This is a genomic window from Kitasatospora sp. LaBMicrA B282 (genome assembly GCF_050325825.1).
Taxonomy (GTDB): domain Bacteria; phylum Actinomycetota; class Actinomycetes; order Streptomycetales; family Streptomycetaceae; genus Kitasatospora.
Map to the genome: position 1 here is coordinate 1 of NZ_JBNQTI010000046.1, position 12,868 is coordinate 12,868.

Annotated in this window: 15 protein-coding genes; 10 read left to right on the forward strand and 5 right to left on the reverse strand. The window is 74.1% G+C overall.

What is annotated here, in order from left to right:
* Together ACQRUO_RS15490 and ACQRUO_RS15495 are read left to right on the forward strand one after the other, a co-directional pair.
* A partial coding sequence (locus ACQRUO_RS15490; protein WP_428316477.1) for an aminotransferase class I/II-fold pyridoxal phosphate-dependent enzyme occupies positions 1–306 on the forward strand: 306 nt, incomplete at its 5' end.
* Positions 307–366: 60 nt separating this feature from the next.
* Entirely contained in the window at positions 367–1,140 is a 774-nt protein-coding gene (locus ACQRUO_RS15495) for an enoyl-CoA hydratase/isomerase family protein (protein ID WP_428316478.1), read from the forward strand.
* A gap of 89 nt (positions 1,141–1,229) precedes the next feature.
* Here ACQRUO_RS15495 and ACQRUO_RS15500 read toward each other — a convergent pair whose 3' ends face one another.
* On the reverse strand, positions 1,230–1,883 hold the full coding sequence (locus tag ACQRUO_RS15500; RefSeq protein ID WP_428316479.1) for an N-acetyltransferase family protein: 654 nt from the start codon (positions 1,881–1,883) through the stop codon (positions 1,230–1,232).
* A gap of 286 nt (positions 1,884–2,169) precedes the next feature.
* On the opposite strand from ACQRUO_RS15500, the gene tdh reads away from it, so the two are divergent.
* From tdh to ACQRUO_RS15520, 4 genes are all read left to right on the forward strand, one after another.
* Positions 2,170–3,201: an L-threonine 3-dehydrogenase gene (gene tdh, locus ACQRUO_RS15505; protein WP_428316480.1), complete on the forward strand. Its 1,032-nt coding sequence runs from the start codon at positions 2,170–2,172 to the stop codon at positions 3,199–3,201.
* 19 nt (positions 3,202–3,220) lie between these two features.
* On the forward strand, positions 3,221–4,423 hold the full coding sequence (locus tag ACQRUO_RS15510; RefSeq protein ID WP_428316481.1) for a glycine C-acetyltransferase: 1,203 nt from the start codon (positions 3,221–3,223) through the stop codon (positions 4,421–4,423).
* A gap of 69 nt (positions 4,424–4,492) precedes the next feature.
* Positions 4,493–5,404: a LysR family transcriptional regulator gene (locus ACQRUO_RS15515; RefSeq protein ID WP_428316482.1), complete on the forward strand. Its 912-nt coding sequence runs from the start codon at positions 4,493–4,495 to the stop codon at positions 5,402–5,404.
* Positions 5,405–5,549: 145 nt separating this feature from the next.
* Positions 5,550–6,470, forward strand: a complete 921-nt coding sequence (locus tag ACQRUO_RS15520; RefSeq protein WP_428316483.1) for a Gfo/Idh/MocA family protein — start codon at positions 5,550–5,552, stop codon at positions 6,468–6,470.
* 54 nt (positions 6,471–6,524) lie between these two features.
* On the opposite strand, the gene ACQRUO_RS15525 is transcribed toward ACQRUO_RS15520, so the two are convergent.
* Positions 6,525–7,061, reverse strand: a complete 537-nt coding sequence (locus tag ACQRUO_RS15525; protein ID WP_428316484.1) for a helix-turn-helix domain-containing protein — start codon at positions 7,059–7,061, stop codon at positions 6,525–6,527.
* Between the two features lie 188 nt (positions 7,062–7,249).
* Between ACQRUO_RS15525 and ACQRUO_RS15530 the strand changes: the two genes are divergently transcribed.
* Entirely contained in the window at positions 7,250–7,915 is a 666-nt protein-coding gene (locus ACQRUO_RS15530; RefSeq protein ID WP_428316485.1) for a peptide deformylase, read from the forward strand.
* A gap of 57 nt (positions 7,916–7,972) precedes the next feature.
* Here ACQRUO_RS15530 and ACQRUO_RS15535 read toward each other — a convergent pair whose 3' ends face one another.
* Positions 7,973–8,566 (reverse strand): hypothetical protein, encoded by a 594-nt coding sequence (locus ACQRUO_RS15535; RefSeq protein WP_428316486.1) that lies wholly within the window; start codon positions 8,564–8,566, stop codon positions 7,973–7,975.
* A 444-nt stretch (positions 8,567–9,010) separates the two neighbouring features.
* On the opposite strand from ACQRUO_RS15535, the gene ACQRUO_RS15540 reads away from it, so the two are divergent.
* Together ACQRUO_RS15540 and ACQRUO_RS15545 are read left to right on the forward strand one after the other, a co-directional pair.
* On the forward strand, positions 9,011–9,790 hold the full coding sequence (locus ACQRUO_RS15540) for a Clp protease N-terminal domain-containing protein (RefSeq protein ID WP_428316487.1): 780 nt from the start codon (positions 9,011–9,013) through the stop codon (positions 9,788–9,790).
* A gap of 233 nt (positions 9,791–10,023) precedes the next feature.
* The gene (locus tag ACQRUO_RS15545) at positions 10,024–10,155 is read left to right on the forward strand and encodes a hypothetical protein (protein ID WP_428316522.1); all 132 of its coding nucleotides are present in this window, start codon (positions 10,024–10,026) and stop codon (positions 10,153–10,155) included.
* Between the two features lie 35 nt (positions 10,156–10,190).
* Here the strand turns inward: ACQRUO_RS15545 and bla are convergent, their stop codons facing one another.
* Together bla and ACQRUO_RS15555 are read right to left on the reverse strand one after the other, a co-directional pair.
* Complete coding sequence (bla, locus tag ACQRUO_RS15550) at positions 10,191–11,168, reverse strand: class A beta-lactamase (protein ID WP_428316488.1); 978 nt, start codon at positions 11,166–11,168, stop codon at positions 10,191–10,193.
* 45 nt (positions 11,169–11,213) lie between these two features.
* The gene (locus ACQRUO_RS15555; protein ID WP_428316489.1) at positions 11,214–11,729 is read right to left on the reverse strand and encodes a MarR family winged helix-turn-helix transcriptional regulator; all 516 of its coding nucleotides are present in this window, start codon (positions 11,727–11,729) and stop codon (positions 11,214–11,216) included.
* A gap of 117 nt (positions 11,730–11,846) precedes the next feature.
* On the opposite strand from ACQRUO_RS15555, the gene ACQRUO_RS15560 reads away from it, so the two are divergent.
* A complete protein-coding gene (locus ACQRUO_RS15560) occupies positions 11,847–12,773 on the forward strand; it encodes an NADP-dependent oxidoreductase (RefSeq protein ID WP_428316490.1) in 927 nt (308 codons plus the stop codon).
* Positions 12,774–12,868 lie beyond the last annotated feature (95 nt).

A 12,868-nucleotide genomic window follows, 5' to 3' on the forward strand; every position in this document is an offset into this window, starting at 1 on the left:
GCCGAGCCGGCCCGCGCCGCCCGGGCCGGCGAGGTGGCCGCCACCCTGGCCGCCCGGCTCACCGCGGTCGGCCTGCGCGCCAGCACCCCGCAGGCGGCGGTGGTCTCGGTGCTCGCACCGGGCCCCGAGGAGGCCGTGACCTGGGCCGCCGACTGCCGCACCGCCGGGCTCGCGGTGGGCTGCTTCCGCCCGCCGTCCGTGCCCGACGGCCAGTCCCGGCTGCGCCTGACCGCCCGGGCCGACCTGACGGACGAGCAGATCGACCAGGCGGTGGCAACCCTGGCCCGTACTGCCCCGCGGGGCTAGCCGCTAGGGTCGGGGTTCACGGCCGTTCACCAGTGGCCATCAGGTAGGGAGGACCCCCGTATGACCCGGTTCGTCACCCTTGAGGTCGCCGACGGCGTCGGCACCATCCGGCTCGACCGCCCGAAGCTCAACCCGCTGAACATCGCCATGCAGGACCAGCTGCACGAGGTCGCCGACGAGGCCGCCGCGCGCGCCGACGTCCGGGCCGTGGTGATCTACGGCGGCGAGCGGGCCTTCGCGGCCGGCGCCGACATCAAGGAGATGCAGGACATGTCGTACACCGACATGGTGGCCCGCGGCGGCGCCCTGCAGGACGCGTTCACCGCGGTCGCGCGGATCCCCAAGCCGGTGGTCGCCGCGATCACCGGCTACGCCCTGGGCGGCGGCTGCGAGCTGGCGCTCTGCGCCGACGTCCGGATCGCCGCCGACAACGCCAAGCTCGGCCAGCCGGAGATCATGCTCGGCGTGATCCCCGGCGCCGGCGGCACCCAGCGGCTGCCCCGGCTGATCGGCCCGAGCAAGGCCAAGGACCTGATCTTCACCGGCCGGATGGTCGACGCCGAGGAGGCGCTGCGGATCGGGCTGGTCGACCGGGTCCTCCCGGCCGAGGAGGTCTACCCGGCCGCGCTGGCCTGGGCCGGCAAGCTCGCCGCCGGCCCGTCCTGGGCGCTGCGGGCCGCCAAGGAGGCGATCGACCGCGGGCTGGAGACCGACCTGGACACCGGCCTGACGATCGAGCGCGCCCACTTCGCCGGCCTCTTCGCCACCGAGGACCGCACGATCGGCATGCGCAGCTTCGTCGAGGAGGGGCCGGGCAAGGCCAAGTTCAACTAGCAGCGTCCGCGGCGGGTGCGGGCGAACCGGAGGTACGCCTGCGGGCCACCGGAGGTGCGCCGCACCCGCACTCGTCGACCCCTCGAGACCTACTCCACGCTGAGCAGCACCTCCGCGCCCACCGGCCGGTACCCCGCCGCCTGGAAGGCCCGGACGCTGGTCGCGTTGCCCGGCGCCTGCTGCGCCCAGACCACCCCGCCCTCGGGCACCAGGTGCCGGGCGCTCACGCCCAGCGCCCGTCCCAGCCCGCGCCCCCGCGCGTCCGGGGCGACCTCGATCGCCGCCTCCCAGCGCCCGGCCACCCCGCGCCCGAGCACCAGCACCCCGCCCTCGGTGGTCCACACCCGTACCCCGTCCCGGAACCGCAGCGCCCGCACCACCCGCGGGTGTTCGCGGTCCTCGATCTCGACCAGCGGCAGCGGTGGCTCGCCCGGCAGCCGGTCGGCCACCGTGACCAGGTCGACGTTGCCGGGCACCCGCCCGGTGCGGCGGGCGAACTCCAGCTGGAAGGCGGCGCTGAGCGGGGCCGACAGCTGGTCGGCGGCGGCCCGGGCGACGGCGTCCCGCACCCACGCCGGGTCCTCGTCGGTGAAGACCACCGCGTGCGCGCTGAACGAGAGCACGCCGGCGGTGCGCGGGCCGGGTTGCGGAACCACCGTCACGCTGCCGTCGGAGGGCGGGAAGACGCCCCGGGCCGCGTCGGCCAGGAAACCCGCCAGCGTGGACTGCTGAAGTGTCGTCATGGCGCGCAGCCTAACGATCTTCACGCCGACGATCTCCACCGGCCGTCATCCCCCGAAGGAGTGAGGGCCGGGCATGGTGCCGGGCCGTCCGGCCGCAGCTCGGGCACGATCGTGAAGCCCAGCTGTCGCGCCCGTTAAGAATTCCTCGATGGACCGCACCCCCTCCCACCAGGCAGATTGCTGCTGCCCGGCACGGAATGGCGCCGTCGCCGGGCCCCATTCTCCGTAGGTGCCACACCGTCCCCCACGCGGCACCTCCCCCGCTACGCCCTCAGGAGCCGCAGCCGTGAAGGCACTGGTCAAGAAGCACGCCGAGCCCGGACTGTGGCTGACCGACGTCCCCGAGCCGGAGACCGGCCCCGGCGACGTGCTGATCAAGGTGCTGCGCACCGGCATCTGCGGCACCGACCTGCACATCCGCAAGTGGGACGGCTGGGCGCAGCAGACCATCCGCACCCCGATGACCATCGGCCACGAGTTCGTCGGCGAGGTCGTCGCGATCGGCCCCGCGGTGGTCGACGTCAACGTGGGCGACCTGGTCAGCGGCGAGGGCCACCTGGTCTGCGGCAAGTGCCGCAACTGCCTGGCCGGCCGGCGTCACCTCTGCCGCAACACCATCGGCCTGGGCGTCAACCGCGACGGCGCGTTCGCCGAGTACGTGGCGCTGCCGGCCTCCAACGTCTGGGTGCACCGGGTCCCGGTCGACCTGGACGTGGCCGCGATCTTCGACCCGTTCGGCAATGCCGTGCACACCGCGCTCTCCTTCCCGCTGGTCGGCGAGGACGTGCTGGTCACCGGCGCCGGCCCGATCGGCATCATGGCCGCGGCGGTCGCCAAGCACGCCGGCGCCCGGCACGTGATGATCACCGACGTCAGCCCCTACCGGCTGGACCTGGCCCGCAAGGTGGGCGTCTCGCTGGCGCTGGACGTCTCCGAGCACACCATCGAGGAGGGCCAGCAGAAGCTCGGCCTGCGCGAGGGCTTCGACGTCGGCCTGGAGATGTCCGGCCGCCCCGAGGCGCTGCGCTCGATGATCGACAACATGACGCACGGCGGCAAGATCGCGATGCTCGGCCTGCCCGCCGACGAGTTCCCGATCAACTGGGCCAAGGTGGTCACCTCGATGATCACCATCAAGGGCATCTACGGCCGCGAGATGTTCGAGACCTGGTACGCGATGTCGGTGCTGCTCGAGGGCGGCCTCGACCTGACCCCGGTGATCACCGGCCGGTACGCCGCGCAGGACTTCGAGGCCGCGTTCGACGAGGCGGCCGGCGGCCGCTGCGGCAAGATCATCCTCGACTGGTCCACCGTCTGACACCCGCCTTAGGAGAGCTGTGTTCAACTCCGTCCGTCAGGACATCCAGGACACCCTGGCCGAGATCACCGAGGCCGGCCTGTTCAAGCCCGAGCGGGTGATCGGCAGCCCGCAGAGCGCCGCCGTCACGGTCACCGCCGGTGGCCGCGAGGGCGAGGTGCTCAACTTCTGCGCCAACAACTACCTCGGCCTGGCCGACCACCCCGAGGTGATCGCCGCGGCCAAGGAGGCGCTGGACCGCTGGGGCTACGGCATGGCCTCGGTGCGCTTCATCTGCGGCACCCAGGACGTGCACAAGGAGCTGGAAGCCCGGCTGTCCACGTTCCTCGGGCAGGAGGACACGATCCTCTACTCCTCCTGCTTCGACGCCAACGGCGGCGTCTTCGAGACCCTGCTCGACGAGCGCGACGCAGTCATCTCGGACGCGCTCAACCACGCGAGCATCATCGACGGCATCCGGCTCAGCAAGGCCCGCCGGCTGCGCTACGCCAACCGCGACCTGGCCGAGCTGGAGGCGCGGCTCAAGGAGAGCCAAGACGCCCGCCGCCGCCTGATCGTCACCGACGGCGTCTTCTCGATGGACGGCTACGTCGCCCCGCTGGCCGAGATCTGCGACCTGGCCGACCGCTACGACGCGATGGTGATGGTCGACGACTCGCACGCGGTCGGCTTCGTCGGCCCCGGTGGCCGCGGCACCCCCGAGCTGCACGGCGTGATGGACCGGGTCGACATCATCACCGGCACCCTGGGCAAGGCGCTCGGCGGCGCCTCCGGCGGCTACGTCGCCGCCCGCCGCGAGATCGTCGCCCTGCTGCGCCAGCGCTCGCGCCCGTACCTGTTCTCCAACTCGCTCGCCCCGGTGATCGCGGCCGCCTCGCTGAAGGTGCTCGACCTGCTGGAGACCTCGCACGAGCTGCGCGAGCGGCTGCGGGCCAACACCGCGCTGTTCCGCTCGAAGATGACCGAGGCCGGCTTCGAGGTCCTGCCCGGCGACCACGCCATCGCCCCGGTGATGATCGGCGACGCCGCCAAGGCCGGCAAGCTCGCCGAACTGCTGCTGGCGCGCGGCGTCTACGTGATCGGGTTCTCCTACCCGGTGGTCCCGCACGGCCAGGCCCGGATCCGGGTGCAGCTCTCCGCGGCCCACTCGACCGAGGACGTCGAGCGCGCGGTGGCGGCCTTCATCGCCGCCCGGGACGAGCTGGAGAGCGGCCTGAGCTGAACCCCGCGAGGGTGCCGGGGTGACCGGTGAGCGCGCCGGTCACCCCGTCGGCGCTGGCAGAATGAGTGAGTGATCGACGCCAGACGCCTGCGGACCCTGCGAGCCGTGGCGGACCACCGAACGGTGACCGCCGCGGCCGCCGCGCTCTACCTCACCCCCTCGGCGGTCTCCCAGCAGCTGGCCGCCCTGGAGCAGGAGACCGGCCACGCACTGCTCAGCCGGGACGGGCGCGGGGTCCGGCTGACCCCGGCCGGCGAGATCCTGGTCTGCCACGCCGACGCCGTACTGGCCCAGCTGGAGCGCGCCGAGGCCGACCTGGCCGCCTACGCCACCGGCGCCCGGGGCACCGTCACCGTCGCCTCCTTCGCCACCGGCATCTCGCTGGTGCTGGCGCCCGCGATCGCCGCGCTGGCCACCACGGCGCCCGGGGTGCGGCTGAAGGTGCTGGATGCCGAGGGCGACGCCAGCCTGCCCATGGTGCTCGACGGCCAGGCCGACCTCGCGGTGGCCGTCGAGTACCGCGGCGCACCGCGCGGCGACGACGGCCGGCTGGCCCGTTTTCCGCTCTACGCCGAGCCGTTCGAGGCGGTCCTGCCGCTCGACCACCCGCTGGCCGCCGGGCCCGGCCCGATCGCCATGGCCGACCTGGCCGGCGAACCCTGGATCGGCCCCTACCCCGGCAACCCCTGCCACGACGTGGTGCTGCTGGCCTGCGAGCACGCCGGCTTCGCGCCTCGCCTGGTGCACTCCTCGGACGACTTCAGCGCGGTGATCGCGCTCGCCTCGGCCGGCGCCGGCGTCGCCCTGGTGCCGCGCTCGGCGCTGCGCGGCACCGACCTGTCGCGCATCGCGGTGCGGGCGGTGGACAGTTCGGCGGCCACCCGCAAGGTCTTCGCCGCCGTGCGCGGCGGTGCCGAGCGGCACCCGGTGATCCGCCCGGTGCTGCGGGCCCTGGAGAGCGCGGCGGCGGAGCTGGGCTGAGGGAGCTGGGCCGAGGGAGCTCGGCTGAGGGAGCTGGGCCGAGGGAGCTCGGCTGAGGGAGCTGGGCCGAGGGTTCGGGCTGCCCCGGCTGAACTTCGCCTAGGGTGGAGCCGGCAGATGATCGTCCGCGCCCCGGGAGTCCTCCATGACCGACACCACCACCGCCGACGCGCCCCTCGCGGTCGGGGTGATCGGCCTCGGTGACATCGCGCAGAAGGCCTACCTGCCGGTCCTGACCGCACTGCCCGGCCTCGACCTGCGCCTGATGACCCGGGACCGGGCCAAGCTCGACCGGATCGGCGAGGCCCACCGGATCCCGGCGCGGTTCACCGACCTGGACGCACTGATCGACAGCGGCATCCGGGCCGCCTTCGTGCACGCGGCCACCGACCAGCACGTCCCGATCGTCGAGCGGCTGCTCACGGCCGGCATCGACGTGTACGTGGACAAGCCGCTCGACTACCACCTGGACCCGGCCCGCCGGCTGGTCGAGCTCGCCGACCGCACCGGACGGTCCCTGCTGGTCGGCTTCAACCGCCGCCACGCCCCCGGGTACCTGCAGGCCAAGGAACGCCCGCGCGACCTGATCGTGCTGCAGAAGAACCGCGAGGGCCTCCCGGAGGCGGCCCGGACCCTGGTCTTCGACGACTTCATCCACGTGGTCGACACCCTGCGCTACCTGGTGCCCGGGGAGATCGAGCACGTCGACGTCCGCTCCCGGGCGCGCGACGGTCTGGTGGAGCACCTGGTGCTCACCCTGGCCGGTGACGGCTTCACAGCGCTGGGCATCATGAACCGCCTCTCCGGCTCCACCGAGGAGATCCTCCAGGTCTCCGGCGCGGACGCCAAGCGCGAGGTGCACAACCTCGCCGAGGTGATCGACCACCGCGGCCAGCCCACCACCCGCCGTCGCGGCGACTGGGTCCCGGTGGCGCGCCAGCGCGGGATCGAGCAGATCGTGCTCTCCTTCCTGGACGCCGTGCGCGCCGGCCGGAGCATCGACGCCCACGACGCCCTGCGCACCCACGAGTTGTGCGAGGAGATCGTGGCGCGGATCGGCGAGTAGCGGGCGGTTCGGCAGCGAGGTCCGTTCGGCGGTGAGGTCCGCGGGGCTCGGGGCTCAGTCCTCCCCGGTCGGCTCGGACAGCAGCGGGAAGAGGCGGGCCAGAACGGCCACCGGTGCCGCGTCAGGCCGGTCGGGGCTGCCGGTGCTGCCGCGGCTCTCGGGTTGGAAGTCGGCGAGCACGGCGCGCAGGCGTTCGCCCAGGGTGCGCAGTTCGGCCGGCGTCAGGTGCAGCACCGCGCTGAACGCGTCGTCCTGGCGCCACTGCTCCGGTGCCTCGGCGCGACGGGCCAGCCAGAGCTGGTAGCTGGTGTCCTCCAGTTCACGGTGGAACAGCGAGGACTCCGGCAGCGGAGCGGCCGGCCGCGGGCGGGTGAGCCGCCACGGGCGGGCCCGGCCGCCGGCCCTGGGGGCGTCCTCGATCAGGCCGGCCTCGGCGAGCTTGCGCAGGTGGAAGGAGCAGAGGCCGGAGCTGTGGCCGAGCCGCCCGGCGGCCTCGGTGGAGGTGATGGTCCCGACCTCGGCGAGCAGCTCGAGCAGGGCGGTCCGGACCGGGTGGTCGGTCGGGGCGGAGGTCGGGAATCGTGCGGTCACGGGCCCGAGCGTGCTGCTTGAGGTGAGGTGGCGTCAAGCGACGCCGGGCCGGGCGAAGCGCTAGGGTGTGGCGCGTCGGTACGCTTTGCAAAGCTTGCAAAGCGGCATCTGCTGGCGGGAAACCTTGGGAAACCCTGGGAAGCCGCAGGGACCGACGGGACACCGCAGCGGTTCGGGAGGGGATGGACATGAGGGAGGGGATGGACATGAGCCTGCGCACCTTCGTGCAGGGAGTACCGGTCGCCGAGTACCCGGCGGTGCCGCCGGAGGCGCTGCGCGGCCGGCCCCGGCGGGTCACCGAGGTGGGGGAGGAGGTGCTGCACCGGCCCTGCCGGGAGGCCACCGAGGCCGAGTTCGGCACCCCCGGGCTGGCCGCGCTGATCGACGACCTCTTCGCCACCCAACTGATCGCGGAGGGCGCCGGCCTGGCGGCCAACCAGGTCGGCGTCGACCTGCGGCTGTTCGTCTGGGACTGCCTGGACGACGACGGCGTGCGGCACGTCGGCCACATCCTCAACCCGGTGCTGGAGGAAGTGCCCCTCGGTGAGCGGCGGTTGGTCGAGGCGGCGGAGGGCTGTCTGTCCGTCCCCGGGCCGCACCGCGAGCTCGCGCGCCCCGACCGGGCCGTGGTCCACGGCCGGGACCAGGACGGGCGTCCACTGGTGATCGAGGGCACCGGCTACTTCGCGCGCTGCCTGGAGCACGAGACGGACCACCTGCTCGGCCGGCTCTACCTGGACCGGCTCCCGGCCCGCACCCGCAGGTCCGCGCTGCGCGAGATGGCGCGTCGCCGGGACGAGGTGCTCGCCCGCCGCGCCGGCCTGACGGCGGCGCTGACGGGCGAGCGGGGGTGACGCGCGGCGCTCCGGCGGGCCGCCGGAGCACCGGGGCGGGCTACCGCGGAGGCCGGCTCAGGAGGCCGACGGCGAGGGCGCGGCCGAGGCGTCCGCGCCCGGAGCCCCGGAGGGGCGCGCGGGCAGCAGCGGGGAGCAGGTCTTGTAGGCGGCGGCGGTGTTGGGGTCCGCGGTGTTGAGGCCCTTCAGGCCGCCGGTCGTCGGCAGGGTCACGCCGTGGTCCTTCAGGCAGCCCGTGAAGGCCTGCATCGCGCTGCTGTTGAAGCCGCCGCGGCCGCCCTGCCCGTTGCCCTGCGGGCGCAGCGAGGCGCACGCCTGCATCGCGGCCTGGCGGGTCGGGTCGGCCGAGGCGCCGCCGCCGAAGTACCCGCCGCCACCGCCGTAGCCGCCACCGCCGCCCGGGGCACCGCTCGGCCGGTCGCTCGGGCGGCCGGAGGGCCGGCCGGTCGGCAGCGTGACGCCGTGCTGCTGCAGGCAGGAGGCGTAGGCGGCCATCGCCGCCGAACGGTTGCCGGAGGCACTGGCGGACGGCGACGCGGAGCTGGTCGGTGCGGCCGAGGCGCTCGTCGACGAGGAGGAGCAGCCGGTGAGCAGCAGGCCGGCGGCCATGAGCGCGGCGGCGCCGACGGTGCGGATGGTGGTCCGGGACAAGGGCCGGTGCCTCCTGATTCGGTGCGGGACTCGGGACTTGGAAACTCGGAACTCGGGACGAGCGGAGAGCTGGGCGCGCCACACCGGGAGGCGTCGCGCTGCCGCCGCTGCCGCCGCTGGCGCAGCGGGGGGCGTGCGCCAACGGCACTCTCGACTGAACCGCACCGTCGTTTAGGAAACCTGGGCCTTCCTGGGAGCTTCCCGTCACCCGTTGAAGCCACTCCGTCGCGAATCGGCCGCCGGCGGCGAGTTCTGTCCTGGTTTGCCCAGGTCCGGCGCAGCCCGGCATGACCGTCGCCTTCATCGAGCTCCCAGCCTCTTCGAAGGCGAACCGAGGCACACCTCATCCCGCGACCGGTGGCACATGGGGTTATAGACGCATACCCCCAGCCGGGTTATACCTGAAGGCAGCCACTCCGCACCGAGCCGCTGGAGGCGTCACCCGTGCCCAAAATCAACGTTTACCTGCCCGACGACCTGGCCGAGGCGGTCAAGGAGGCCGGGCTGACGGTCTCCCCGATCTGCCAGCGGGCGCTGGAACAGGCGGTCCGCCGGGTCACCGCGATCCGTGCCGCCGCCGCCCACGACCCGCGCGAGCTGGACGAGGCCGGCCGGCTCGCCCGCTTCACCGCCCGGGCCCGCACCGTGCTCCGGCTGGCCGCCGACCGGGCCGAGGCCGAACAGGCGCCGACCATCGGAACCGGGCACCTGCTCGGCGGTCTGCTGGCGGAGGGCGGGAACCTGGCCCTCCAGGTGCTCGGCGCCCTGGAGATCACCGATGCCCAGGTCGCCGCCGGGCTCGGCCGGGCCGACCTCACCGAGCCGGTCGGCCCGGCCGGCGCGGGCGCCGGGCTGCGACTGAGCGGCCCCGCCGCCGAGGTGCTGGAGCAGACGGTCAACGAGGCGGAGGCGCTCGGCCACAACTACGTCGGCTGCGAGCACCTGTTGCTCGGTCTGATCGCGGAGCGGGAGGGCCTCGGTGGCGGCCTGCTGCGCGAACTCGGCGCCGACCAGCGGACCACCCGCCGCGCCGTGGCCGCGGCGCTGGCCGGCTACGTGCACCTGCGGGCCAACCACCCGACGCCGCAGTCGGGGGCCGCCTCGCAGCCGTCGGCGGGGCAGGTGTCCGCGGGGCAGCTGGAGCAGTTGGGCGCGCTGATCCAGCAGCAGCTGAAGCCGGTGATCGAGCGGATCGAGCGCCTCGAAGCCCGCGCCGAGGGCTGACGGCCGGTCGCTGAGGGAGCGTCACCGGGGGCCGGTCGAACCGGCCCCCGGGCGCGGGTTCCGGGTACCTACCCCGCCGCCCGCACCACCACTCCCACCCACCCGGAACTCGCCGCCGAGCTGCTGGCCGAGCACGGCTGGCCCACCGCCGCCATAGTCGGGGCCGAGGGGCCCCGGACCGCCTGGCCGTCAACGAGGGCCGCCCGCAACGCTTCGGCACCCAGATCGCGGGCATCGACGAGCAGGGCGACCCGATCCCGTGGCCCTGCGAGGACCCGGCCGACCTCGACGCCCGCCGCGCCGCGGTCGGCATCCCGCCCTTCGCCGCCTACACCGCCCAGCACGCCCCGGAGCACGACTCCTGACGGGTGATCGGCCGCCGGGCGCTGCCCGCCCGGCGCTACCCGACCGCTGCCGCCAGCAGGGCCGCGGCGCCGGCCACCAGGGGCTCGTCGGCCGGGGCGTGCGGGTCCTGCTCCTTGGTGCTGAGGACGGCAAGGAGCACCGGCGCGCCGGTCGGGGTCCAGGCGATGCCGACGTCGTTGGTGGTGCCGTAGTCGCCGGTGCCGGTCTTGTCGGCCAGGCGCCAATCCCTCGGCAGGCCGGCCCGGAAGCGGGCCCCGCTGGTGGTGTCGGCCAGCATCCAGGTGGTGAGCTGCTGCCGCTTCGACGCCGGGAGCGCGTGGCCGAGCAGCAGCTCGGCGTAGCTCCGGGCGATGGCGTGCGGGCTGGTGGTGTCCGTCACCCGGCCGGGCTCGGCGGAGTTGAGGGCCGGCTCCCAGCGGTCCAGCCGGGTGGTCCGGTCGCCGATCGAGCGGCAGAAACGGGTACTGGCCGCCGGACCGCCGAGTTGCCGCAGCAGCAGGTTGGCGGCGCCGTTGTCGCTCTGGTCGAGGGCGGCCGCGCACAGCTCCGCCACGGTCATGCCGTTCGAGAGGTGCTCGGCGGTCCCGGTGACGGGTGCGTAACCGGAGTCGGTCACGTCCTGTTGGGTGTACCGGATGCGCTCGGCCAGGAACGCGCCGCCGCGGTCGAGGTCCCGCAGCACGGCGGCCACCGTGATCACCTTGATCACCGAGCAGACCGGGAAGAGCTCGTCCGCCCGGTAGTGGACGCGAGCACCGGTGACGGTGTTCAGCGCGTACGCGCCGAGGCGCGCGGTGTGCTGCCGCTCCAGCTCCGCCAGCGCCCGGCTGATGCGGCTGGCCTGCGGGCTCGCCCTAAGCGCTGTTCGCGCGGGGCCGGCCGTTCGCGCCGGGCTCGCCGCAGCCGCCGGGCTCGCCGCGGCGACGGTGGCGGCCAGTGCCGTTCCCGCGCCCAGGGCGATCAGCCTGCGACGGTCGAGTCCCGCAGGGGTGTGATCCTCGATGCTCGCCATGGCTCGGTTCTATCCCACCGGTCGGCCTCGCGCGGGTGAACGCAGCTAACCGGCCCGGCAGGCCGCGCCCTCCGGCGTGCCGCCGGTGGCGGGGAAGACCCGGTCGAGCAGCTCCAGCAGGGCGGCCCGTTCGGTGGCGTCGAGCTGGGCGAGGCCGGGCAGCCCGGCGGCCTCCGCGGCGCGGATCTGCCGGTCGGCGGCGGCTCCCGCGTCGGTGAGCAGCACGTTCTTCACCCGGCGGTCGGCGGGGTCGGGTTCGCGGCGGACCAGGCCGCGAGACTCCAGCCGGTCGACCAGGCCGGTGACGTTGGAGGCGTCGCAGCCGAGCAGCCCGGCGAGGGTGCGCATCGGGAGCGGCTGGTGGAGCAGGCTGAGGATCTTGCCCTGCATGAAGGTGAGGTCCTGGCGAGCGGCGGCGGCGGCGAGGTTGCGGTAGGAGCAGTCGGCCGCGCGGGCGAGCCGGTCCATCAGCCGGGCCGTGTCGGCCGCGGTCGTGGGCTCGGTGGCCGTGACGGCCGTGGTGGCCTCGATGGCGTCGGTGGGTGGGGTGGTGCGGGTCATGGGCCCAGTCTAGAGCGGATTGCTTGACATCATCAATTGTCCAGGTCTACCGTCTTCAGTGTTGCTTGATGAGGTCAACCATCAAGCAGGTCAAAACTTCTCGCTTGGAGCACTCTCATGAAGGCCATCACCTACCGCAGCTACGGCGGACCCGACGTGCTCGAGTACGGCGACGTACCCGAGCCCAAGCTCGGTGCGGACGCCGTGCTGGTGCGGGTCGCGGCCGCCTCGGTGAACCCGGTCGACTGGAAGATCCAGGCCGGTTACCTCGACAGCATGCTGGACGCCGTCTTCCCGGTCATCCCCGGTTGGGACGTGGCGGGCGTCGTCGAGAAGGTCGGGGTGGGCGTCACCGAGTTCGCGCCGGGTGACGAGGTGATGGGCTACGTCCGCGAGGACATGGTCGGCCGCGGCACCTTCGCCGAGTACGTCGCCGCGCCCGTGCGCACCCTGGCCCGCAAGCCCGCCAACCTGGACTTCGCCCAGGCCGCCGGGCTGCCGCTGGCCGGACTCACCGCCTACCAGGCGCTGACCGGCGCCCTCGTGGTCAAGCCGGGCGAGACGGTGCTGGTCCACGCGGCCGCCGGCGGCGTCGGTGCGCTCGCCGTGCAGATCGCGGTGGCGCTCGGTGCCCGGGTGATCGGCACCGCCAGCGAGCGCAACCACGAGTTCCTGCGTGGCCTCGGTGCGGAGCCGGTCAGCTACGGCGAGGGCCTGGCCGACCGGGTGCGCGCGCTCGCCCCCGCGGGCGTGGACGCCGTCCTCGACCTGATCGGCGGCGAGGCGCTGCAGCTGTCGCCCGCGCTGCTCGCCGAGGGTGGCCGGCTGGCCTCGATCGCGGACGGCTCCGTGCTCGCGCTCGGCGGGCGATACGTGTTCGTCCGTCCCGACACGGCCGACCTCACGGCGCTGACCGAGCTCGCCGAGAGCGGCAAGCTCACCGTCGAGGTGGCCGCCAGCTTCCCGCTGGAGCAGGCCGCCGACGCGCAGCGCCTCAGCGCCGAGGGCCACACCCGCGGGAAGATCGTCGTCACGGTGGCGTGACGCTCTGACGGTCTGATAGGCCAGGGGGCGAGGTCCCGCCCGCTCGAGGTGAGCGGGCGGGCCGCCGTCGCGCCCGACCCGGCCCGCAGCGGCGG